The organism is Ruegeria sp. YTSC003 (assembly GCF_059609785.1).
This window is the reverse complement of sequence record NZ_JBXWMK010000008.1, coordinates 162,300-184,962: the sequence shown is the minus strand read 5'-3', so window position 1 is coordinate 184,962 and position 22,663 is coordinate 162,300. Positions and strand designations below refer to the sequence as shown.

Sequence of the window (22,663 nt, the reverse complement as noted above, 5' to 3'; positions counted from 1 at the left end):
AGGACAGCGCAATGAAGGCTATTTCGACCGTACTGTGTTTGCTGGCCTTTCCCGCGCTGGCGCAAGAAGCTCTACCAGGCTGGGCCATTCATTCGACCGCCAAAAGCTATCAAGCGTTGGTCGCGGATACGAAGGCCGCGGTCAAAGATAACGGTCTGATTGTTGTAACGCAGGCCGGGCCCACCAAGGCGGCAGCGGCCCGTGGCATCATCATTCCCGGAAACTTAGTGATCGGTGCCTTTAACAACGACTATGCAGTTCGGGTTCTGGAAACCTCGGTCAACGCAATGATCGAAGCGCCCATCCGGTTCTACGTGACCGAAAATGCGGACGGCACGGCGACTTTGTCCTACAAAACCCCAAGCCATGTCTTTGCGCCCTATGCCCAGCAAGGCGGTGAGCCACTGCAAGAAATTGCGACGGAACTGGATAAAAAGTTTCAGGCCGTGGCGGAATCCGCAGTCAATTAGTCACACTGCCGTGAACCTGCTTGCGTCCGGACGCGTCCTCCGCAATCTGCAATGACGTAGTATTTCGGAGCATAACTAATGCAGGACCTTTCGCCCCGCGCCGCGGACCTTTTTGCCCAAAGACTTTACGAGGCCGGATGCCGCCATGCCTTTGGTATGCCCGGTGGCGAGATTCTGACGTTGGTGGATGCGCTGGAACAGGCGGGGATCACCTTTCACCTGACCAAGCACGAAAACGCCGCCGGTTTCATGGCCGAAGCCGTGCATCACCGCGACGGTGCACCTGCCATTCTGGTGGCGACGCTTGGCCCCGGCGCGATGAACGGGATCAACGTGGTCGCCAACGCCTTGCAAGACCGGGTGCCGATGATCGTGCTGACCGGTTGCGTCGATGCGAATGAAGCGCTGACTTATACCCATCAGGTTATGGATCACGCACAGGTCTATCGCTCGATCACCAAAGGAACCTTTAAACTGACGGCACAGGGCGCGGATATCGTGGCAGACAAGGCCGTATCGCTGGCCAACCAGTCGCGCCCCGGGCCGGTGCATATCGACGTTCCGATCTCGGTTGCGGATATGCGTGTGTCCGGCGTCAAGAAGCGGCGACTTGTCAGGGCTGCAGCCGTCGCGCCAGAGGGCAATTGCCTTGAAAAAGCGCGCCGTTGGGTGGCTGACGCGGAACGTCCCATTGCGATTGTGGGGCTGGACGTGCTGTATGACGGGTCGCGCAATATCGTGCAGGCGTTTCTGGAACATTTTGGCATCCCCTTTGTCACGACTTACAAAGCCAAGGGAGTTGTGGCTGAAGATCACCCCCTGTGCCTTGGCGGGGCCGGATTGTCACCGCTGGCCGACAAACACCTTTTGCCGCTGGTCGAACAAGCCGATCTAGTCTTGTGCCTTGGCTACGACCCTATTGAGATGCGCCCAGGCTGGCGCGAGGTCTGGGACCCCGAAGAAAAGCGCGTTATCGACATCTCGGCTGTGATCAATGACCACTATATGCATCAGGCCAGCCTGAATATGGTCGCCGATACGGGTGCTACGTTGGAGGCCATGGCAAAGGGCAACCCTGCCCGCGATACGTGGCCGGGCGGTGAACCCGCACAGGTCAAAGCCGCGCTGGCTCAGGCGTTCCCGACCGACGAGGAATGGGGTCCCGCCGCCGTCATCGCCGAAACCCGTGCAACCCTGCCTGCCGAAACGCTGGCTACGGCCGACAGCGGCGCGCATCGTATCTTGCTGAGTCAGATGTGGGATTGTTCCGAGGAACGCGGACTGATCCAGTCCTCGGCGCTGTGTACCATGGGCTGCGCCGTGCCAATGGCGATTGGTCTGAAACTGGCCGAACCAAACCGCCCGGTTATCAGTTTTTCGGGCGACGCCGGGTTCCTGATGGTCGCCGGAGAGCTGTCGACCGCCGCCGAAATGGGCGGAAACCCGATCTTTCTGGTCTTTGTCGATGCAAGCCTCGCGTTGATCGAGCTGAAACAACGTCAGCGCCAGATGGGCAACAGAGGTGTCGATTTCGACCGCCATGACTTTGCCGCCATGGGCCGGGCGTTTGGCGGCAACGGTCACACCGTTCGAAACCGCGAGGAACTGCGCAATGCCCTGAATGAGGCGTTGAAGGCCAACTCTTTCACCGTGATTGCCGCCGAAATTGATCGTGGAGGCTATGATGGCCGGATCTGAAGGACCGCTGAAGGGCGTCAAAGTCCTGGACCTCAGTCGCATTTTGGCCGGACCGACCTGCACGCAGTTGCTGGGCGATCTGGGGGCCAGCGTGATCAAGATCGAAAACCCCACGACCGGCGGGGATGACACCCGCCAATGGGGCCCTCCTTACGTCGAAGACGCGCAAGGCAACCGGTCCGATCTAAGCGCTTATTTCATGTCGGCCAACCGCAACAAGAAATCCGTGGCTATCGACATCACCACGACCGAGGGGCAATCTGAAATCAAACGGTTGGCCTCGCATGCGGACATTCTGATCGAGAACTTCAAACCCGGCGGATTGGCGAAATACGGTCTGGACTACGCCACGTTGTCGCAAGACTTTCCCAGCCTAGTCTATTGCTCGATATCGGGTTACGGCCAGACCGGGCCAAATGCGTCTAAGCCGGGTTATGACCTGATGGCGCAGGGGTACGGTGGGATCATGTCGCTGACAGGCGAACCCGATGGCGCGCCGATGAAGGTGGGCGTGGGCATCGCCGATGTTATGTGCGGAATGTACGCAAGTGTCGGCATTCTGGCCGCCCTGCGCCACCGCGATCAGACCGGCGAAGGCCAGCAGATTGATCTGGCGCTGGTGGATGCGCAGATTGCCTGGTTGATCAACGAAGGGGTGAACTACCTGACCTCGGGAAACGTGCCCCAAAGGCGCGGCAACGGACACCCAAATATCGTGCCCTATGACGTCTATGAAACCGCCGATGGCCACGTCATTCTGGCCGTTGGCAATGACAGTCAGTTCCGACGCTTCTGTGAATGCATCGAGCACCCCGATCTGGCTGATGACCCCCGTTTCGCCACCAACCCCGCCCGGCTGGAAAATCGTGACGCATTAAACGCCGTGCTGCGTCCGGTGGTGAAGACCCACGCGTCTGAGACCATGATTGCGCATCTCGAGGCCCGCAAAGTTCCGGTTGGCCCGGCACAGACTTTGGATCAGGTTTTTGCAACCGATCAGGTCGAAGCCCGCCAGATGCAGATCGCGATGCAGGCCGAACCGGGCGACGTTCAACTGATCGGGAATCCGCTGAAACTGTCGCGCACACCTGTAACATATCGGGCTGCCCCGCCCGTCTTTGGGGCCGATACGCAGGCCGTTTTACGCGCTAAAAACCCCTTTGACGATTGAAACACTGTGCCCGTTTCGGCGGCATGTTGCTGAAACATGCCCTTGAATCGGCAGTTTTTTTCAATTTTTGTCCACACGGCATTTCACCAATTCGAGAGCAGGGCCGATACTGATACGACCCGCCCACAGTCTCTGATACATCAAGTGCTGTAGATATTCTCGATTGGATCGGAACATGAACATGAAGCAAGACGTTTTCGGACAGATGAACACCCTCAGCCACCCGGCAAGTGCCGAGGCGTGGGATGGTGTTCTGCTTGGGTTCATGGCCCATGCCGCCGTTACGCCACAGCATCTTGGCAAGGTTCTTGAGCTTGAGCCCGATTTTGCCCTGGGTCACGCGATCAAAGGCTTGTTCATGGTCCTGCTGGGCCGCCGCGAGATGATGCCGGTCGCCGTCGAAGCAATGGCAGCCGCCAACAGCGCCATGGAACGTCAGCCGGTCTCGGCCCGTGAACGGCTCTATGTCGAAGCGCTGGGTCTGTATCTGGCCGACCTGCCCACGCAAGCCATCCAAAAGTTCGAAGAGATTCTGCGGGATCACCCACAAGACTCGCTGGCCATGAAACTCAGCCACGCGACAAGATTCGTACTTGGCGACTCGGAAGGGATGCGCCGGTCGATCGAGCGCGTTCTTCCCGCTTATGAACCCGATCATGCCGGCCGCGGTTACCTGCTGGGTTGTCATTCCTTTGCATTGGAAGAGACCGGTGCCTACGAAAAGGCCGAAATCGCCGGACGGCAGGCGCTGTGGATGGTCTCGGACGATGCCTGGGGTCTGCACGCCGTTGCACACGTGCATGAGATGACAGGCAACGCGCAGCTGGGCCTTGATTGGCTCGCGGGTCGCGAAGAGGCTTGGACCCACTGCAACAACTTTCGCTATCACGTCTGGTGGCACAAGGCGCTGATGCATCTGGATCTGGGTCAGGTCGATCAGGTGATGGAGCTGTATGACAACTACATCCGTCAGGACAAAACCGACGACTACCGCGATATCTCGAACGCCACGTCCCTGCTATCACGACTTGAGCTTGAGGGCGTCAATGTGGGCAACCGCTGGGAAGAACTGGCGGATCTCAGTGCGGCACGGACCGAAGATGGTTGCCTGATTTTTGCCGATCTTCACTATCTTCTGGCCCTGACCGGCGACAATCGCCCAGAGGCGACCAGCAAGATGTTGCAGCGTATTCAGAAAGATGCGCAGCGCAATCAGGGGGACACCCCGATCCGCATGTCCGATCCGGGCATTGCGGCCGCAAAAGGACTTGAGGCCTTTGGCGAAGGCCTTTACGGCGACGCCTTCGACTTTTTATCAAGCGCTCGAGCAGGTATGCAACTGGCAGGTGGAAGCCACGCCCAACGTGATGTATTCGAGCGCATCACAATTGATTCCGGCCTGCGCGCCGGCCGCCTGGATGCTGTCGAGCGCATTCTGGATGACCGTCGCGCCAAAAGAGCCGGGGGCGAAGACAATTACGCTCTTGCGCGCCGCACATTGATCGATGCGGCACGCGACAACGGAGACGCACAAAGCGTCCCGGCTGAATAACAAAAACTAAGACCAAGAAGGACAGAATACGTATGGCGACAGTTTCGCCCGCTTCTGATTTTGCGCCAGTGGCTGCCTCTGCGGCGGCGCCTGCCCGCACGCGCGACCCGCGCCTGGATTTCTATCGCGGTATCGCGATGTTCATCATCCTGATCGCCCATATCCCAAACGATCCATGGGCAAAGTGGATTCCCGCGCGGTTTGGATTCTCGGACGCGACCGAGATTTTCGTGTTCTGCTCGGGCATGGCGTCGGCGATTGCCTTTGGCGGAGCGTTCCTGCGCAAGGGTTGGTGGATGGGCACCGCCCGCGTCTCGTTCCGTATCTGGCAGGTCTACTGGGCGCATATCTGTCTGTTCTTCTTTGTCGCCATGTCAATGGCGGCGCTGGATCAATCGGGGCTGTTTGAAAAGACCTACGTGTCGTCTTTGAATTTGCAGCACTTCTTCAACGATCCTGCGCCTCAGATCGTGGGTTTGTTTACGCTGACCTATGTTCCGAACTATTTCGACATCCTGCCGATGTACTTGGTGGTTCTGGCGATGATGCCCATGTTTATGGGCCTCTACCGGATCGGGTTTTGGGCGGTCGCCGCAGCATCTGTCGCGATTTGGCTGGTCGCGCAGACCGACGTTCTGGACCTACCGGCCGAGCCGTGGTCTGAGCGGCAGTGGTTCTTCAATCCTTTTGGTTGGCAGCTGCTGTTTTTCACCGGCTTTGCATTCATGCGCGGCTGGATACCGGCCCCCCCGGTATCGAAAACCTTGATCTGGGCGGCAGCACTGTTCCTGATCTTCTCGATGCCTTTTGGTTCGTGGAAGGTGTTCACATGGATCAACGCAGTGGCCCCAGATCTGGCTGACGAAATCCGCAAGGTCTGGCCGGTCACAAAAGAGTTCCGCGACAAAACCGATTTTGGCCTGTTCCGCTATCTACATTTCCTGTCACTCGCCTATCTGGGCTGGGTTGTCGCCGGGGAACATGGACATCGCCTGATTGCAACCGGTCAGGGTACCGCGGCCAAGGTCTGGCAGTTCCTGCTGACCGTCATCACCAAAGTTGGTCAGCAATCATTGGCAGTGTTCGTATTTTCGATGGCTGCAGCACGACTTATCGGCGTCGGTCTGGACCTGAGTGGGCGGGATGTTGCCAGTGTTTTCGTCGCCAACATGATTGGCTTTGCGATGATCATCGGCGTGGCATACATGGCCGCTTGGTTTAAGTCACAACCTTGGAAGTCTAAGAAATGAATTTTACACGTCGCGCATTTCTGGTCTCAACGTCGGCGCTTGCATTTGCGCCCGCGACCTTCGCCACCGGCGGCGAGGTCCCATTTGACCGCAATGTCGTCATTGAGATGGCCCGCGATCTGGCCAGCCGACCTTATGCGGAACGCGAAATGGTGCCGCAGGAATGGCAGGATCTGACATACCAGCAATACCGATCGATCCGGTTCCGGCTGGACCGCGCGCTTTGGTATGAAACGGAAACGCCCTTCAACGTCGATTTCTTCACACCGGGCCTGTACTTCCCGCGCACTGTTAAAGTTGAAACCGTTGAAAATGGAATGGCTACTCCGGTCGCGTTTGATCTTGAGATGTTCGACAAATCCGAGGACGTCCCGAAACTGCCAATCGACGACACTCTGGGCTTCTCCGGCCTGCGTCTGCGCACCGAAATGCACCGCCCCGGCCAGACCGATGAGTTCTGCGTCTGGCAAGGAGCCAGCTATTTCCGCGCTATTGGCCTGCATGAGGTCTATGGCCTCTCCGCCCGTGGTCTGGCCCTGAAAACCGGCGACCCGGATGGAGAGGAATTCCCCGAATTCATCCGGTTTTGGCTGGAACGCCCAAAACCCGGCCAGCGCGATATGGTCGTCCACGCGCTGATGGACAGCCCCAGCGTGACTGGTGCGTATCGGTTCAATGTCACCGCCGGTGCGGATTGCGTCATGGATATCGAAGCCAAACTATTCCCACGCGAAGAGCTGACGCATGTGGGTATCGCCCCCGGCACGTCGATGTTCCTGTTCGATCAGACCAACCACAGCCGGTTTGACGACTTTCGCCCTGCCGTACACGACAGCGATGGTCTGTTGGTGCGCAACGGTGCTGGAGAGGTTCTGTGGCGGCCATTGGCGAACCCGACCCGCCTGCAGATTTCGTCGTTCGTCGACACCAACCCGCGCGGCTTTGGCCTGTTGCAGCGCAAGCGTGAGTTCTCGGATTACGCGGATCTTGAGGCAAATTATCACAAACGCCCCAGCCTGTGGGTCGAACCCGGTGCGGATTGGGGCAAAGGTGCGGTCACGCTGGTTGAAATTCCGGCGGATCAGGAAATCTACGATAACATCGTTGCCTACTGGCGCCCTGCCGAACCCTATACGGCTGGCAGCCAGGTCGACCTGTCCTATCGCCTGATCTGGGGGGATGAGCCCCAGCGCACACCGATGGCGCGCGTGATCAACACCGCGATGGGCGACAACACGTTTGGTGAAGGGCGTCTGGCCGTCATCGATTTTGAAGAAAGCGAGCTGTTCAACGACCCAGAGGCGATGACCATTTTCGTAGACTCGCCGCATGCCGAAACATCCGAAGGTGTGCTGCAACGCAACCCCGACACAGGCGGTTTGCGGCTGGCGTTTTCGTTCGAGCCCGGCGACCGCGACCATGTCGAATTGCGCGCGCAGTTGCTGAAAGACAAACAGCCAGCCTCTGAGGTCTGGCTATACCGTTGGACCTCATGACCAGAGATCTTCATATCATGCCGCCCGAGACGCCTCTGGCCATGCCCGCGCAGGATTTCAGCGCAGGGTTTCGGGATGCACAGGTTCCTGATGCCAAACGTCCCTCGGCCGGGTTCTGGCGTGCGCTGGCGTTTTCGCCCGCAATGGCGGCGACGCTGGGACTGTTATGGGTGATGACGGACTGGTTCGACGCCGAAGGCATCAACCTGATCGAGGCCATCCTTCTGACACTGATTTCATTCAACTTCTTCTGGATCTCCTTCACGGTCTGCACTGTGTTGCTGGGCATGGTCTCCCTGTCCCGGCAGGAGCGTCCCGTACGTCAGGGTCGCGCCCAGCCGTTGCGTGTCGCCCTTTTGATGCCGGTCTATAACGAGGTTCCCTGGAACGTGCTGGGCAATGCCCGGACCATGCTTGAAGATTTGCAGGCGCGCGGTGGGCAGCATCACTATGCCATGTTCATCCTCTCGGACACGCGCGACCCCGAGATCGCCGCACAGGAGCAAGCCAGTGTCGAGGCCTTGCGTACCACCCTCGCCCCCGGGCTGGAACTGTATTACCGCCGTCGCGAACAAAACACCGACCGCAAGGTTGGCAACATCGCCGACTGGGTCAGCCGCTGGGGTGCCGAGTGGGATGCGATGCTGGTTTTGGATGCCGACAGTCTGATGACCGGTCGCGCCATCGCCCGATTGACCGATGCGTTGGCGCGCGATCCGGGCGCAGGATTGATCCAAAGCTACCCTCAGCTGATCGGCGCGCAATCGGTCTTTGCGCGAATGCAGCAATTCGCCAATGGCGTTTATGGCATCGCCTTCGCCGAGGGGCTCGCGCGCTGGTGCGGTCAGGAAGGCAACTATTGGGGCCATAACGCCATTATCCGTACCAAGGCCTTCGCAAATTGCGCGGGGCTGCCAAAGCTTCGAGCCCTGAATGGTCAGGAAAAACTGATCATGAGCCATGACTTCGTCGAGGCCGGTCTGTTGCGTCGGGCCGGTTGGGGCGTGCGGTTCCTGCCCCGCATTCGCGGGTCTTATGAAGAAACACCGCCGACACTGATTGATCACGCCCTGCGCGATCGGCGCTGGTGTCAGGGCAATTTGCAGCACCTGAAGCTGTTGGGCTCAGCCGGATTTCAATCGGTTTCACGGTTCCACATGTTCCACGGCGCAGTCGGATATCTGATGTCGCCGCTTTGGTTTGCGCTGCTGGTGATGTGGGCTTTGATCGGTCAGGGTGAGGATGCCTCTGTCCTGCATTATTTCAGCCCAGACAATCCACTGTTCCCGCAATGGCCCGAGATGACGGAAACCCGCCATGTGCTGATCATTCTGGTCATGTATGCGATGCTGCTTGCGCCAAAGGTCTTGGGTGTTCTGGCCCTGCCACTCAGCGGAGTGCGCTATGCCGAATTCGGTGGCGGGCGCAAATTCCTGACCTCATTCCTGGCCGAGGTTGTTCTGTCGATCCTCTACGCCCCTATTCTGATGGTGCAACAGATGATCGCCGTCATTCGCACCACCTTTGGTATCCAAAAGGGCTGGTCCCCGCAGGCGCGGGATGGCGGCAGCTATGGTCTGCGCACGCTGATCCTCTGCCACACGGTCGAAACGATCAGCGGCGTGGCCCTTAGCGTGGGCATCCTGTCCGGTCTTGTATCAGTCTGGTTGGCCCCGATTGCGATCAGCCTTGCCTTTGCGATTCCTTTGTCCGCGCTCAGTGGCGTATCGGCCGGAGCAGCCCGCCGTATGGTTGGCATGAAAGAGGACTATAACGAGCCCGCCATCACACGCTCGGCCCGTCGCTACAGGGATGAGCTGAAGAAGGTGATCGAGGGTAAGGGCGTGATGACTCCGGCCGAGTGATCACCCACCCGGCAGACCTTCGTACCAATCAACCATCATGTTGGCCCAGCCGTTGGGCACCATGTGACCGCCGGGAAACAGCGCAAATTCCAGCGCGCTGCCGTCGTCACACCCGCTCCAATATCGGCGCATGAAAGAGCCGGTGGTCGAGAACCCGCTGGGCTTGGTATCGACACATCCATTTGCAACGCGCCAAATCTCAAGTCCGGCAAAGATATCGCCCTGATGAAATCGGCCACCGCCCAACAAGCGCCCTTCCAGCGGCACCACGTTGTCCGTCCAGCCATGAGTGTGGAACATCCGAACCGGGCCATCGCAAGATTCAGGATCAGGGCGCCAGAACCCACCTGAAACGGGCACATAGGCCGAGAACGTATCGGGCGCGGCGCAGGCAAGGTAGTAGACCATGAACGCGCCCGCCGAGAACCCGCCCAGAACGACCCGGTCCGTATCCACGCCAAACCGATCCGCGGCATCCTCAACCGCCTCGGTCAAAAAGGCGGTTTCATCGCGTCCTTCCCAACCCGGAAAGAAGTTCCAGCTTTGTCGCCCGTTGCGCTCCGACCCTTCTGGCGCCATTACAGCGTAGCCGCGCTCCAGCAGAGGTTCCACCATGCCTCGGTTTTTCAACGTACCGGTGGCGGTGCCACCATAGCCGTGTAGAAACACCACCAGCGGAGGGTTCTCATCTTCGGGCAGTTCGATGTGATATCCACCCGAGGTGGTCTCGCACATACCCTCCTGATCGGCACAGGCGGCCAGCCCCGACTGCCCGACCAGCGCCAAACCCGTTGCCAGTGTTAATTCCCGGATCATACTGCACTCCTGTCGTAGTCGCGAACCGGCAATCCGGCGCGCACCCATCCCGGCCCGGCGGCCGACCCCAACATGCCTTCGGGCACATCAATAATATTCGTAAATCCTGCCTCGGTCAGCCGGTTGCCCAACCGCGCCGAGCGCACACCCCGCGCACAGATCAATGCAATTGCCGCGCCCTTGTCACCTTTGACGAGCTGCGTCAGAGCGGGAATGAAATCATCACGGCGCATGTCCAAAGATTGGGCGCCCTCTCCGATCCCGGTGGACTGCCACTCTTTCGGGGTTCGAATGTCCAGCAACAATACGTCTCCGGCCTCGGCCTGCGTATGTGCATCCTGCACGCTAAGTTGCCGTCCCGCATAGTCAGGCGGAATAAGCCGGTATTCGCGTATCGCAAATCCCCCCGCCGCTGCGGCACCGCCTCCGATCAATATCCACCTGCGGGATCGGTTTATGTTTCGGGCCACGTCGCACCCTCCTGACCTGACACCAGGTTTCTATCACAGCGCAGAATTGGAATCCGCGCCGAATTTATCCTGGCAGTTCAAGTTCACGTCATTTTTGCAGGCAAAAGCCGCAGCCTCGCTGTGTTGGCGCGCGGCAAATGAGTTGTATTAGCTGGACAGTAAGAAAATTATCCTTACAAAATCAGTACTACTTGACCGCCCAGAACGGAGTATCGCACTTGTCCCTATTCCTCATCGCGGCCCTTCCTTTTCTCGGCGCTGTTTTTCCAGCTCTTCTGATCAGGGCAGGACGAAATGCAGCTGCTTCTGCTGCTGGGTTGACCACATTTCTGGCGCTGATGGGTCTATTGATCCACATCCCGTCTGTGATGCGAGGCGATGTTGTGACCGCCCGGTTCGAGTGGATACCAGCCCTTGGATTGAACGCAAATTTCATGCTGGATGGCTTGGGATTTTTGTTTGCCTTGCTGATACTAGGTATCGGGTTGCTTATCATCCTCTACGCACGATTTTACCTGTCGCGCGAGGACCCGATGGGGCAGTTCTACACCTATCTTCTGCTGTTTCAGGGCGCGATGGTCGGGATTGTTCTGTCCGACAACATACTGCTTTTGCTTATCTTTTGGGAACTCACGTCGCTTAGCTCCTTCCTGTTGATCGGATATTGGAAACACCTGCCCGAAGGACGTCAAGGTGCGCGGATGGCGCTTGCAGTGACCGGCTCTGGCGGGTTGGCGATGATCGCCGGGATGCTGATCCTGGGCAATATCGTCGGGTCTTATGACCTAAGCGTAATTTTGCAGAACAAAGAGCTGATCCAGGCGTCACCCTATTACCTGCCCGCGTTGATCCTGATCCTGCTAGGTTGCTTTACCAAGTCGGCGCAATTCCCATTCCATTTCTGGCTGCCCCACGCCATGGCGGCCCCGACACCGGTTTCTGCCTACCTGCACTCGGCCACCATGGTGAAGGCCGGGTTGTTCCTGATGGCCCGGATGTGGCCCGTTTTGGCCGGCACCGACGCTTGGTTCTACATTGTTGCCACAACTGGACTTATCACCATGCTGATGGGCGCGGTGATCGCTTTGTTCAAGGATGATCTGAAGGCCCTACTGGCATTTTCAACCGTGTCGCATCTGGGGCTGGTCACCATGCTTTTGGGCTTTGGTACCAAATTCGCCGCGGTCGCCGCGGTGTTCCACATCATCAACCACGCGACCTTCAAGGCGGCCTTGTTCATGACCGCCGGGATTGTGGATCACGAAACCGGCACCCGTGACATCAAGCGGCTGGGCGGACTGCGCCATCTGATGCCGATCACTTTTACGATTGGCACAATCGCTGCGCTGTCTATGGCCGGGATTCCGCCTCTCAACGGGTTCCTGTCAAAGGAAATGATGCTTGAGGAGACCGTCCACACAACCTGGCTGAACTCGCACTACCTTGTACCGGGGCTGGCTTTGCTGGCGGCGCTGTTTTCGGCGGCCTATTCTTTCCGTTTTGTCAGCCATGTGTTCATGGGCCCCGAGCGGCACGACTATCCGGCGCATCCTCATGACCCGCCAGTTGGTTTGTGGCTGGCCCCAGCATTCCTCGTGGTTCTGGTAGTCCTGATCGGGCTCTATTCCAAGGCTATCGTCGGGCCATTGGTTGCGGTGGTATCCAGCGCGGTCATCGGCGGCGAGAAACTGCCCTACTATTCACTGAAACTGTGGCACGGCTTCACGCCTGCCCTTTACATGTCCGTGGTCGCGACGCTGGGCGGCCTGTTCCTGCTGAGCTTGCACAAGCATGAAGAAAAAGTCTGGAACTCCCTGCCGCGTCCCGAAGCCAAGGCGATCTTTGACGCGGTGATTGCGATGCTGACAAAGATCAGCCAGGTGATCACTGATACGTTGCACAACGGTGTCCTCAGCCGCTATGCGATCATCATGATCGCCTTCACGGTTGGTCTTGGTTACTACGCTTATACGAGCGGTTCGATCGGCCCCGAAACGCGTGAGGCTTTGCCCATACAGATCATTCCGCTGATCGGCTGGATCTGCCTTGTCGGCGCGACGCTCGCGATCATGTGGTTCCACCGCAATCGCCTGTTGTCGCTGGTTCTGATTGGTGTTGTCGGCCTGATCGTTTCGATGGCGTTCAACTACTTGTCTGCACCGGATCTGGCACTGACACAAATCTCGGTCGAAGTGGTCACGATGATCCTGCTGCTGCTGTCACTGAACTTCCTACCCACGGATACGCCTTGGGACAGCAGCGCTGCACGGCGGTGGCGCGATGCAGCGATCTCAGTCGTGGCGGGCATTGGTTCGGGCGCGCTGATCTATGCGCTGCTGCTGCGGGATTTTGCCTTTCCGACGATTTCCGAATTCCATCTGGCGAATTCATACAAAGGTGGTGGCGGTACCAATGTTGTCAACGTCATCCTCGTGGACTTCCGGGGTTTTGATACCTTCGGCGAAATCATCGTTCTGGGCATCGCTGCGCTGATCATTTTTGCCCTGACCGAGTCGGTGCTGGGCACGAATGTCCGCAGCTACTTGCTGAACCGGAAACCGCATTGGCCGCAGTCCGGAGACTCGCACCCGTTGATGATGGTGGTCGTCACCCGGATGATGATGCCAATCGCGCTGATGGTCGGGGCTTACATCTTTTTCCGGGGCCACAATCAGCCGGGGGGCGGCTTTATCGCGGGTCTTGTCGTCGCCATTGCCTTCCTGATGCAATACATGGCCAGCGGCTATACCTGGGCTATCGAACGTCAGAGGTTCTACTACCACGGGTCTATCGGTTGGGGTGTGCTTATCGCTGCCGCCACCGGGCTGGGTGCTTGGTTTAACGAGCGTCCGTTCCTTACCAGCGATTTTGGCTATATCCATTGGCCACCATTGGAAGAGTTCGAATGGGCCACCGCCATCCTGTTCGACACCGGCGTCTTCCTGGCTGTACTGGGGGCCGTAATGCTGGCGCTAGACAGCCTGTCCCGATTTGCGTGGCAACCGGGTATGGCGCAAGAATTCCCGATGGATATCAACCCATTGCGGGACAATCCGCCGCAAGAAGAAGAAAACAAGGAGCAGGCCTGATGGAAGCGCTCGTAGCCTCTGCCGTTGGCGTCATGACTGCTGCCGGGATATTCCTGATCCTGCGCCGCCGGACCTTCCCTGTCATTCTGGGCCTGTCTCTGCTGACTTACGCCGTGAACGTGTTCCTGTTCGCAACGGGCCGGTTGGCTTTGGACGCGCCTGCCGTTTTGAACAAATACAAAGAGGTACCCTATACCGATCCTCTGCCGCAGGCTTTGGTGCTGACGGCCATCGTGATCTCGTTCGGGATGACCGCCGTAATCGTAATGATCGCGCTCAGCGCCTATTTGTCCTCGAAGGATGACCATATCGACATGAACGCCCATGACAGCGTTGACGCGCCGGGAGAAGACGCATGAACCATTGGATCGTTGCGCCAATCGTCCTGCCCGCGATTCTGGCCCCGTTCATTATCATGGTCCTGCGCTTTCACTTGGACCTGCAACGCATCTTTTCGGTCGCTGGTGTGGTGGCCCTGTTGGGGATTGCCCTGACCGTCACCGCACAGGCGGCAGGCGGCGATATTCAGGTTTATGAACTGGGCAACTGGCCCGCGCCCTTTGGCATCGTTCTGGTGCTGGACCGGCTATCGGCCATGATGGTGCTGCTGACGGCGCTGCTGGCTTTGCCGATCGTTCTTTATGCGATCGCGTCCGGTTGGGACGACAGGGGCAAACACTTCCATGCCCTATTCCACTTTCAGTTGATGGGCGTCTGCGGCGCATTTCTGACCGGCGATGCCTTTAACCTATTCGTTTTCTTCGAAGTTCTGCTGATCGCGTCCTATGGCCTGATGACGCATGGGGGCGGTGCAGTACGGCTGAAGGCTGGGGTGCAATATGTGGCCTATAACCTGCTTGGTTCGACCCTGTTCCTGTTTGCTTTAGGCACGCTTTATGCTGTCACCGGAACGTTGAACATGGCCGACTTGGCCGTGCGGGTGGCCGAATTGCCAGCGGATGACACCGCCCTGCTGCGGGTTGGTGCAGTTTTGCTGCTGTTGGTGTTCTGTATCAAGGCCGCTGTCTTGCCGCTGCATTTCTGGCTACCCGCGAGCTATGCCAGCGCGCCCATGCCAGTAGCCGCCCTGTTTGCGATCATGACCAAGGTTGGCGCCTACTCGATTCTGCGGATGTACACACTGGGCTTCGGCCCAGAGGTCGAGGCTACGCAGGGGCTTGTTGGTGCTTGGTTACAACCCGCCGCTTTGGTGACGCTGGCCGTTGGTGCCATCGGCATTCTGGGCACACAGCATATCGCGCGTATGGTGGCGTTCTGTGCCATCACATCGATGGGAACTTTGCTGATCGCGATCTCGCTGTTCACTGAGACGGCGACGGCAGCAGCGTTGTACTATGTCTATCACTCAACCCTGGCGACCGCGCTTATGTTCCTGGTCGCCGATCTGGTGATGGAGCGTCGGGGCGGCGCGATTGCCCCAACGGCTCCGATGCCGCAAACGGGTCTGATCTCGGCTCTGTTCTTCGTGGGGGCCATTGCGCTGGCGGGTATGCCACCGCTGTCGGGCTTTATCGGCAAACTGCTGGTTCTGGATGCCGCGCGCGACGCCCCGGATGCAAACGCTATCTGGGCCGTAATCCTAATCGGTTCCTTCGTCACAATCGTGGGTTTTGCCCGGGCAGGCTCATTGATCTTCTGGAAAAGCCATGATGCCCAGCACAACACCGAAATGAATCCGGAGAACGAAGAAGAAGCCCAGCCCGTACCTGCGCCCGAGCCGAACCCCGCCCTGACCTTCACGGCCGTGTTCGCAATGGCAATAGGCCTTGTTCTACTGACGGTGTTTGCCGGGCCTGCGCTGGAGTATACCAACAAGACGGCGGAACAATTGTTCACACCCGAAAACTACATCGCAGCCGTATTGGGAGGCGACGCATGATCAGACTTCTGCACCGGATTTTTCCGCACCCGCACCTGACATTCCTGCTGACCATCGTTTGGGTCCTGCTGGCCAACAACATGACCCTGAATTCGCTGGTCTTTGGCCTGATCCTGGGGATTATCATCCCCTTTATCACCCAACCATACTGGCCTGATCGCCCAAAGCTGCGCAACTGGCCTATGGTTGTTGAATACATCCTGGTCGTACTGTGGGACATCGTGGTCGCCAACGTCACTGTCGCCCGGATTATCCTGTTCAAACGCGACGCAGATCGTCAGCCGGCCTGGATCTGTGTCCCGCTGGAATTGCGCACCCCCGAGGCGATCACGGTGCTGGCAGGTACAATCACCATGACACCCGGCACCGTCAGCAGCGATCTGTCTGCGCAGGGGCATAACCTGCTCGTGCATTGTCTGGATGCACCCGACCCTGACGCCGTGCGAGATCAGATCAAAAGCCGCTATGAGCGTCGCCTGAAGGAGATTTTCGAATGATCGACATTGCAATCGCCTTTGCATTCGCCTGCTTCGGCGCGGCCATTATGATGTGCCTTTGGCGGATCATCACCGCAGACGGCGTCGGCACCCGCGTTCTTGCGCTGGATACGATGGTCATCAACACGATCGCTCTGTTGATCCTATATGGTCTGACTCTGGGAACAGAAGTGTTCTTCGAATCTGCCATGATCATTGCCATGCTGGGCTTTGTCTCAACGGTTGCCTACGCGCGCTTCATGCTGCGTGGCAATATCATTGAGTGAGGGTGGTATGAGTTTCATCATAGAACTTCTGATCGCCTTCTTCCTGGTCGTCTCGGGCATATTCGGCTTTGTCGGCTCATACGGGATGATCAAGCTGAAAGACCCGATGTCCCGCCTGCACGCACCCACCAAGGCGACGACCCTGGGTGTGGGTGGCGTGTTGCTGGCATCGATCTGCCACTCGGTTCTGATCGAACAGCACCTGTCGCTACACGAACTTCTGATCACATTGTTCCTGTTCCTGACCGCGCCGATCACAGCCCTGTTCATTGCCAAATGGCACATTCACCGCCATGAAAAGCCCAGCGATCTGCCAGATGCGGGCGAGGATGAACTTTGGGCTACGCACGCTGTTGAGCAGGTCGAAGACGTCCCTGATCACAGCAAGTCCTGAGTTTGATGCACCACCCACCGCTGCCCCTAACCCGCGATCTGGTTTTAATCGGCGGCGGTCACACTCATGCATTGTTGCTGCGCAAGTGGGGCATGAACCCCCTGGCTGGCGCACGGGTGACGGTGATCAACCCCGGTCCCACGGCGCCATATTCGGGGATGCTGCCGGGCTTTGTCGCCGGGCACTACGCACGTCAAGACCTGAACATAGATCTGGTCAGACTAGCCCGCTTTGCCGGCGCGCGGATCATTGTGGGCGCGGTTTCCGGCATCGACCCAGAACGGCGCGAGGTTCATGTGCCAGACCGTCCTCCGGTGGCGTTTGACGTGGCTTCAGTCAATGTCGGAATTACATCGGACATGCCCGCCGTGCCGGGTTTTGCCCAGCATGCGGTTCCGGCCAAACCGTTGGGCCCGTTTGCTGCCAGATGGGTAGAATATCTGGAAAGATCAGGTGAAGCCTCGGTCGCTGTGATCGGCGGCGGGGTGGCCGGTGCCGAGCTTATCATGGCTATGGCCTTTGCCTTGCGCACCAAGGGGCGCACCGCGCACCTGACCCTGATTGACAGCGCACATGCCCTGACGGCGACTCATCCCAAATCCGCGCAGACCATTCGCAAGGCAATGGCTGATCTGGGTATCGAAGTGGTCGAACAGGCATCTGTTTCGCACATCGCCAAGGATCACGTCGCACTGCAGGATGGCCGTCAAATCGCGGCCAGCTTTGTAACTGGTGCGGCCGGTGCAAAACCCTATGACTGGATCACGAATACAGGGCTGGATCTTCAGGACGGCTTCATCCGCGTCGACGGGCACCTGCAGTCCAGCGATACTGCGATTTTTGCTGCGGGCGACTGCGCACATCTGAGCGAAAATCCCCGCCCCAAAGCAGGTGTCTATGCAGTCCGCGAGGCCCCCGTTTTGTTCCAAAACCTAAGGGCCGCCTTGGGGTCAGGTGCCATGCGGCGGTATGAGCCGCAAAAGGATTACCTCAAGCTCATATCACTAGGCGGCAAGTCTGCATTGGGAGAACGGCTGGGGACCTCGTTCAGCGGGTCGTTGATGTGGAAATGGAAAAACCACATCGATCAAAGTTTTATGGACAAGTTTCGCAATCTGCCGCAGATGAAGCCTCCGGCCTTACCCCGCCATCACGCGGCTGGTTTAACCGAAGCCTTGGGCGACAAACCCATGTGCGGGGGCTGTGGTGCCAAGGTCGGACGCGGTGCGCTGCATACTGCGCTTGCCGATCTGCCCTCCCCTGTTCGTGCGGATGTGACTCCGCTGCCCGGCGATGATGCCGCCCTGTTGCAGACCGGGGGTGCTCGGCAGGTCATGACCTCGGACCATTTGCGCAGCTTCGTGGACGATCCCGCATTGATGACGCGCATTGCAGCGGTTCACGCGCTCGGGGATATCTGGGCTATGGGAGCCCGCCCACAAGCCGCCACGGCAACGATCATCCTGCCCCGCATGTCGCCAACCCTTCAGCATCGCACCATGGCCGAGATCATGGCAACGGCCAGCGACGTCATCCGTAACGCTGGGGCCGAGATTGTCGGCGGGCACAGCTCGATGGGTGACGAGATGACGATCGGGTTCACCCTGACTGGCCTGTGCGACGCCGACCCGATCACACTGTCCGGCGCGGCACCTGGTGATTCTTTGATCCTGACCAAACCATTGGGCAGCGGCGTTCTGATGGCCGCAGAGATGGCGGGCGCGGCAAAGGGTGAATGGGTTGCGGCCGCTCTTGCACATATGGTGCAACCACAAGGCAGGGCTTCGGAAGTACTGGTAGATGCACATGCGATGACCGATGTAACGGGATTTGGTCTGGCCGGGCACCTGCTGGGCATGACCGAGGCCGCGGGTTGCGGTGCCACCCTGGATCTAGAGGCAGTTCCGGTTATGGACGGCGCGCAAGAACTGGCCGCGCAGGGCATCCGGTCAACCTTGTTCAAAGACAATCGTGCGATTACGCCCGAACTACCGACGGGCGGCAAAGCTGACCTGCTGTATGATCCTCAGACGGCCGGAGGCTTACTGGCCGCGGTACCAGCAGATCAAGAACAGATGATCTGCGAAACTTTGCGCGAAGCGGGATATCCTGCCGTAATCATTGGGCACATGACCGATGCGCCGGGGCTTCGCGTTCAAAGCTGACCCAGAATGGCTTCGATCTGCGCTGCTGTTGCAGACAAGCCAGCATCATCCAGCGCTGACGCATGGATATTTGCGATAACGTCTGACCTGCGCACACGGCTGGACTTACTATATGCAGGATCATAATGCTGTTCGATCAACGCCTGAGTCAGTGCGCGTTTGTCACCAGCGTCAATCATGTCCAGCCAACCGTCCACCACGTCATGCCCGCGGTGAAACCGCAGCGGGGAAAGGCGGTCACGGAGGCGGTCAGAGTCCGACAGAACGTCATCATAGGCGGATACCAAGTAGTCCGAACGCGCCGGAACGGACGCTGTGATCTGGATTCGCGGGGCTTGGCGCAAAGCCGCCCAAAGCGTCGGCGGCAGGATCAGAGACCCGATTTTGGACGACTCCGCTTCAACTACCACGGGGCGCGACATGTCCAGACGGCACAGCGCAGACGACAGGGCAGACTCGAACCCCTTTTGGCTGGGTTGGCCGCCGAGCATTTCACCCAGCAAGGATCCGCGATGGTTAGCCAACCCTTCCAGATCCAGAACCTGAACGCCACGTACGGCAAGATGCGCCAACAATTCGGTCTTGGCCGTGCCAGTATAGCCGTCCAACGCGATCAAACGATGCGGCAGCGGGTCATCATAAAGATACCGCTTCACCAAGCGGCGATAGCTGCGATAGCCACCCTCGACCACTTCGGCTCGCCAGCCAATCTGTTGCAGCATCCAGGTGAATGACCCTGATCTTTGCCCGCCACGCCAGCAATAAACCAGCGGCCGCCACCCGCCTTCGTGATGAGACAGGCTGTTCTCGATGTGATTGGCCGCATTCCGAAACACCAGCGCGGCCCCCAGTTTGCGCGCCAAAAATGGGCTTTCCTGAACATAGATCGTGCCGACACGGGCGCGTTCCTCGTTGTCGAGAACAGGCAGGCTGATGGCGCCGGGAAGGTGGTCTTCGTCAAATTCCGCCGGGCTGCGCACGTCGATTACCGTGTCGAATTCATGCGCGTAAAGATCGGGCAAACTGTCGAATTTTAGAACCATGTCAGAGGTCTATCCCGCAAGGCTGCGAATGAAAAGGCAGCGCTAAGTTTCGATCGGTTCAATCAATTCCGGCCCGCTGGCGCGGTTCGAATTCACGGTCGGGTCGACGCGGTGATAGCTGAGGACATCTTCGGCCCCCGGTCGCATCAGACGCGCGGCCCCTTTGCCCGCCTCGCCCAGCCAAAGGGGCCAGTCATCAGGTTCCAAGATCAGAGGCATGCGGTGATGGATTGCGCTGAGGTGACGGTTGGCCAGTGTCGTGACGATGGCGCAGGTGCCCTGTCGCGCATCTTCAGGCCCCCAATCCTGCCAAACACCGGCAAAGGCAATCGGTGCGTTGTCCTGACGGAAAATGTACCACGGCAACCGGTCGCCTTGTTCTGTCTTGGTCCATTCATAGAACCCCGTCGCAGCGATCAGGCAGCGGCGTTCCCGGCATGCAGCGCGAAAGGCGGGCTTTTCGGCAAGCGTTTCCGCCCGCGCGTTGATCAACAGAGGTCCTGCGTTTTCCGCCTTGTACCAATGGGGCAAAAACCCCCAGCGCAGCGGATCAAGCGTGCGCCCAGTTTCCCCGGCGCGCACCACATGCACCTGATTGGTCGGGCAGACGTTGAAATTTGGCACCGCAGGCAAAGTGTTAGCCGGGCGCGCCGAAAAAAGCTGCGCCATTGCATCGTTGGGAAGTGTTACGGCAAACCGTCCGCACATAGGCTTTGTCCCTTTTTCAGAAATTGTAGGTTAATGTCGCCCGCACCGATACCGAGCGGAACACCATCAAGCCGTTTCTGACCATAAGACTGAAAAGGCCGCGTCAAACGCGGCCTTTTGGGTTGAATATCGAAACAGATTTACTTCTGCTTGATCCGCCCATCCAGATAGGGCGTGTAAGGCGCGTTTTCGGCCAGGTATTCCGCCGTTACATCTGCCAAATCGGGGCCAAAGTCATAGGCGTTCTTGTCGTCGCCCGAGAACATCTTGTAGCCGTCACCGCCATTGCGGACGTAGTTGTTGGTGACCACCAGATAAGTCGCGGCCGGATCGATGGGAACAAACCCGTCTCCGTCGGCAACCATGACCTCAGCGATACGTCCTTCGTTCGGCGCAACGGCCGGGTCCCAGGTGAAGGTCAGGCCAGCAACCTGCGGAAAGCGGCCTTTGACCTCTTCCACCTGGCTGACGCCGTTTTCCAGCGCATCGATGACGCCCTGGCCGCTGATCTCAAAGGTCGACAGCGTGTTCTGGAACGGCAGAACGGTCAGCACTTCGCCCATGGTCACGTCGCCCGGATCGATCGAAGCCCGCAGACCGCCCGAGTTGGCAATCGCAATCTTAACGCCCTGATCCGCGACGCGTGCCAACATTGCGTCGGCCACAAGGTTGCCCATCTGGCATTCCTGAACACGACAAACAGCGCGGTCGCCTTCGATGGCATCGGCAGAGTTTGCAACCACTTTGTTGCGGATTTCATCCAATGGCACGGCCAGCTCGGCAATACGATCCAGCGCGGCCTGATCCTCGGTGACGGTGTTGTCCATGATCAGCGGCTCACCAGCAGCCGAGACCACGTTGCCGTCATCGTCAAAGGTCACATTCAGCTCACCCAGGAATTTGCCATAGGCGTAGGCCTGAACAATCTGAACGCCGTTGACCACAGTCGGATACGGGCCAGCGGCCTTGTCCGACGTATTCGACAGATATGTGTTCGAGTGACCACCTACGATCACGTCAACTCCGGTGGTTTCCTGCGCAACGCGCTGATCCACACCGTAGCCCGAGTGGCTGAGAACGATGATCTTGTTAACCCCTTCACCGGTCAGCTTGTCCACCTCGGCCTGAACCGCAGGCACCGGGTCCGAGAACGAGATATTCGGACCGGGCGAGGCAAGCTCGTCAGTGTCGATTGGTGTCAGGCCGATCAGGCCGATCTTTTCGCCGCCAACTTCGATCACGGTCGATTTCTTGATTTTGTCGGTCAGCAACTCTTCGTCCGCGATATCCGCGTTGGACATCAGAACCGGGAAATCGACCGAGTCGATAAAGCCGCGCAGAACCTCGGGGCCGTCGTCGAATTCGTGGTTACCCACTGTCATCGCGTTGTAGCCCAGCTTATTCATAAACTCGGCCGCGACCTTACCCTTGTAGTAGGTGTAGAACAACGATCCCTGGAACTGGTCTCCACCATCCACCAGAATCGAGTTTTCGGCACGGCCACGTGCTTCTTCGACCGCAGTGACCAGGCGTGCGGAACCACCGAAACACTTGCCTTCGGCGTTGTCTTCATCACCGCAACCGCTGTCGTACTTGTTGATCGGCTCAAAACGCGAGTGGAAATCGTTGGTGTGCAGAATCGTCAGTTTGTACTCGGCAAATGCCATGCCTGCGGTCAGGCTGAGCACCGCAGCAGATGTCAAAAGACGGGTGAGCATAGTTTAACTCCCTATTGTTAATTGCGGAGATGTTGCGACGCGCAACGCCGAGAGTCAAAGGGGGAAATCCGGCTTGATTCTACCCGTGGCCCGGT

At 58.5% G+C, this 22,663-nt stretch carries 19 protein-coding genes; 14 read left to right on the top strand and 5 right to left on the bottom strand.

Annotated elements, in window-relative coordinates; translation table 11 throughout:
- Window positions 1-11: 11 nt before the first annotated feature.
- From AC2FFH_RS16065 to mdoH, 7 genes are all read left to right on the top strand, one after another.
- Window positions 12-470 (top strand): DUF302 domain-containing protein, encoded by a 459-nt coding sequence (locus AC2FFH_RS16065; RefSeq protein ID WP_496844792.1) that lies wholly within the window; start codon window positions 12-14, stop codon window positions 468-470.
- 78 nt (window positions 471-548) lie between these two features.
- Window positions 549-2,168 (top strand): thiamine pyrophosphate-binding protein, encoded by a 1,620-nt coding sequence (locus AC2FFH_RS16060; RefSeq protein WP_496844791.1) that lies wholly within the window; start codon window positions 549-551, stop codon window positions 2,166-2,168.
- On the top strand, window positions 2,155-3,339 hold the full coding sequence (locus AC2FFH_RS16055) for a CaiB/BaiF CoA transferase family protein (protein WP_496768330.1): 1,185 nt from the start codon (window positions 2,155-2,157) through the stop codon (window positions 3,337-3,339). Before AC2FFH_RS16060 ends, AC2FFH_RS16055 begins: the two co-directional genes overlap by 14 nt.
- 181 nt (window positions 3,340-3,520) lie before the next feature.
- Window positions 3,521-4,891, top strand: coding sequence for a tetratricopeptide repeat protein (locus tag AC2FFH_RS16050; RefSeq protein ID WP_496844790.1), 1,371 nt, complete (start codon window positions 3,521-3,523; stop codon window positions 4,889-4,891).
- A 32-nt stretch (window positions 4,892-4,923) separates the two neighbouring features.
- Window positions 4,924-6,141, top strand: a complete 1,218-nt coding sequence (locus tag AC2FFH_RS16045; RefSeq protein WP_496768327.1) for an OpgC family protein — start codon at window positions 4,924-4,926, stop codon at window positions 6,139-6,141.
- Window positions 6,138-7,637, top strand: a complete 1,500-nt coding sequence (locus AC2FFH_RS16040) for an OpgD/OpgG family glucan biosynthesis protein (RefSeq protein WP_496844789.1) — start codon at window positions 6,138-6,140, stop codon at window positions 7,635-7,637. The genes AC2FFH_RS16045 and AC2FFH_RS16040 overlap by 4 nt, the downstream gene beginning before the upstream one ends.
- On the top strand, window positions 7,634-9,502 hold the full coding sequence (gene mdoH, locus AC2FFH_RS16035) for a glucans biosynthesis glucosyltransferase MdoH (RefSeq protein ID WP_282169204.1): 1,869 nt from the start codon (window positions 7,634-7,636) through the stop codon (window positions 9,500-9,502). Before AC2FFH_RS16040 ends, mdoH begins: the two co-directional genes overlap by 4 nt.
- Here mdoH and AC2FFH_RS16030 read toward each other — a convergent pair whose 3' ends face one another.
- Window positions 9,503-10,318 (bottom strand): CE1 family esterase, encoded by an 816-nt coding sequence (locus AC2FFH_RS16030; RefSeq protein WP_496844787.1) that lies wholly within the window; start codon window positions 10,316-10,318, stop codon window positions 9,503-9,505.
- A complete protein-coding gene (locus tag AC2FFH_RS16025; protein WP_496768318.1) occupies window positions 10,315-10,788 on the bottom strand; it encodes a rhodanese-like domain-containing protein in 474 nt (157 codons plus the stop codon). The genes AC2FFH_RS16030 and AC2FFH_RS16025 overlap by 4 nt, the downstream gene beginning before the upstream one ends.
- A gap of 218 nt (window positions 10,789-11,006) precedes the next feature.
- On the opposite strand from AC2FFH_RS16025, the gene AC2FFH_RS16020 reads away from it, so the two are divergent.
- The 7 genes from AC2FFH_RS16020 to selD are packed head-to-tail and all read left to right on the top strand — an operon-like array spanning window position 11,007 to window position 19,099.
- The gene (locus AC2FFH_RS16020; protein ID WP_496777462.1) at window positions 11,007-13,877 is read left to right on the top strand and encodes a monovalent cation/H+ antiporter subunit A; all 2,871 of its coding nucleotides are present in this window, start codon (window positions 11,007-11,009) and stop codon (window positions 13,875-13,877) included.
- Window positions 13,877-14,236, top strand: coding sequence for a Na+/H+ antiporter subunit C (locus tag AC2FFH_RS16015; protein ID WP_108860216.1), 360 nt, complete (start codon window positions 13,877-13,879; stop codon window positions 14,234-14,236). The genes AC2FFH_RS16020 and AC2FFH_RS16015 overlap by 1 nt, the downstream gene beginning before the upstream one ends.
- Window positions 14,233-15,777: a monovalent cation/H+ antiporter subunit D gene (locus AC2FFH_RS16010; RefSeq protein WP_496768315.1), complete on the top strand. Its 1,545-nt coding sequence runs from the start codon at window positions 14,233-14,235 to the stop codon at window positions 15,775-15,777. The genes AC2FFH_RS16015 and AC2FFH_RS16010 overlap by 4 nt, the downstream gene beginning before the upstream one ends.
- Window positions 15,774-16,274, top strand: coding sequence for a Na+/H+ antiporter subunit E (locus AC2FFH_RS16005; RefSeq protein ID WP_496768313.1), 501 nt, complete (start codon window positions 15,774-15,776; stop codon window positions 16,272-16,274). Before AC2FFH_RS16010 ends, AC2FFH_RS16005 begins: the two co-directional genes overlap by 4 nt.
- Window positions 16,271-16,540, top strand: a complete 270-nt coding sequence (locus AC2FFH_RS16000) for a K+/H+ antiporter subunit F (protein ID WP_058274196.1) — start codon at window positions 16,271-16,273, stop codon at window positions 16,538-16,540. The genes AC2FFH_RS16005 and AC2FFH_RS16000 overlap by 4 nt, the downstream gene beginning before the upstream one ends.
- Window positions 16,541-16,547: 7 nt before the next feature.
- Window positions 16,548-16,934 carry a Na+/H+ antiporter subunit G gene (locus tag AC2FFH_RS15995; RefSeq protein WP_282119930.1) on the top strand — a complete coding sequence of 129 codons (387 nt, stop codon included), beginning with the start codon at window positions 16,548-16,550 and terminating at the stop codon, window positions 16,932-16,934.
- A gap of 5 nt (window positions 16,935-16,939) precedes the next feature.
- Window positions 16,940-19,099 carry a selenide, water dikinase SelD gene (selD, locus tag AC2FFH_RS15990; RefSeq protein WP_496844786.1) on the top strand — a complete coding sequence of 720 codons (2,160 nt, stop codon included), beginning with the start codon at window positions 16,940-16,942 and terminating at the stop codon, window positions 19,097-19,099.
- Here selD and mnmH read toward each other — a convergent pair.
- The 3 genes from mnmH to AC2FFH_RS15975 form a co-directional block, all read right to left on the bottom strand.
- Complete coding sequence (mnmH, locus tag AC2FFH_RS15985; RefSeq protein ID WP_496777455.1) at window positions 19,090-20,142, bottom strand: tRNA 2-selenouridine(34) synthase MnmH; 1,053 nt, start codon at window positions 20,140-20,142, stop codon at window positions 19,090-19,092. The genes selD and mnmH overlap by 10 nt on opposite strands.
- 42 nt (window positions 20,143-20,184) lie before the next feature.
- Window positions 20,185-20,850 (bottom strand): SOS response-associated peptidase, encoded by a 666-nt coding sequence (locus tag AC2FFH_RS15980; RefSeq protein ID WP_496726107.1) that lies wholly within the window; start codon window positions 20,848-20,850, stop codon window positions 20,185-20,187.
- 140 nt (window positions 20,851-20,990) lie between these two features.
- Window positions 20,991-22,568 (bottom strand): bifunctional metallophosphatase/5'-nucleotidase, encoded by a 1,578-nt coding sequence (locus AC2FFH_RS15975; RefSeq protein ID WP_496768305.1) that lies wholly within the window; start codon window positions 22,566-22,568, stop codon window positions 20,991-20,993.
- Window positions 22,569-22,663 lie beyond the last annotated feature (95 nt).

Excerpts from the sequence above, each read along its gene's own strand:
- AC2FFH_RS16065 (WP_496844792.1), top strand. The coding sequence starts at position 12 with ATGAAGGCTATTTCGACCGTACTGTGTTTGCTGGCCTTTCCCGCGCTG.
- AC2FFH_RS16060 (WP_496844791.1), top strand. The coding sequence starts at position 549 with ATGCAGGACCTTTCGCCCCGCGCCGCGGACCTTTTTGCCCAAAGACTT.
- AC2FFH_RS16055 (WP_496768330.1), top strand. The coding sequence starts at position 2,155 with ATGGCCGGATCTGAAGGACCGCTGAAGGGCGTCAAAGTCCTGGACCTC.
- AC2FFH_RS16050 (WP_496844790.1), top strand. The coding sequence starts at position 3,521 with ATGAAGCAAGACGTTTTCGGACAGATGAACACCCTCAGCCACCCGGCA.
- AC2FFH_RS16045 (WP_496768327.1), top strand. The coding sequence starts at position 4,924 with ATGGCGACAGTTTCGCCCGCTTCTGATTTTGCGCCAGTGGCTGCCTCT.
- AC2FFH_RS16040 (WP_496844789.1), top strand. The coding sequence starts at position 6,138 with ATGAATTTTACACGTCGCGCATTTCTGGTCTCAACGTCGGCGCTTGCA.
- mdoH (WP_282169204.1), top strand. The coding sequence starts at position 7,634 with ATGACCAGAGATCTTCATATCATGCCGCCCGAGACGCCTCTGGCCATG.
- AC2FFH_RS16030 (WP_496844787.1), bottom strand. The coding sequence starts at position 10,318 with ATGATCCGGGAATTAACACTGGCAACGGGTTTGGCGCTGGTCGGGCAG.
- AC2FFH_RS16015 (WP_108860216.1), top strand. The coding sequence starts at position 13,877 with ATGGAAGCGCTCGTAGCCTCTGCCGTTGGCGTCATGACTGCTGCCGGG.
- AC2FFH_RS16010 (WP_496768315.1), top strand. The coding sequence starts at position 14,233 with ATGAACCATTGGATCGTTGCGCCAATCGTCCTGCCCGCGATTCTGGCC.
- AC2FFH_RS16005 (WP_496768313.1), top strand. The coding sequence starts at position 15,774 with ATGATCAGACTTCTGCACCGGATTTTTCCGCACCCGCACCTGACATTC.
- AC2FFH_RS16000 (WP_058274196.1), top strand. The coding sequence starts at position 16,271 with ATGATCGACATTGCAATCGCCTTTGCATTCGCCTGCTTCGGCGCGGCC.
- AC2FFH_RS15995 (WP_282119930.1), top strand. The coding sequence starts at position 16,548 with ATGAGTTTCATCATAGAACTTCTGATCGCCTTCTTCCTGGTCGTCTCG.
- selD (WP_496844786.1), top strand. The coding sequence starts at position 16,940 with ATGCACCACCCACCGCTGCCCCTAACCCGCGATCTGGTTTTAATCGGC.
- mnmH (WP_496777455.1), bottom strand. The coding sequence starts at position 20,142 with ATGGTTCTAAAATTCGACAGTTTGCCCGATCTTTACGCGCATGAATTC.
- AC2FFH_RS15980 (WP_496726107.1), bottom strand. The coding sequence starts at position 20,850 with ATGTGCGGACGGTTTGCCGTAACACTTCCCAACGATGCAATGGCGCAG.
- AC2FFH_RS15975 (WP_496768305.1), bottom strand. The coding sequence starts at position 22,568 with ATGCTCACCCGTCTTTTGACATCTGCTGCGGTGCTCAGCCTGACCGCA.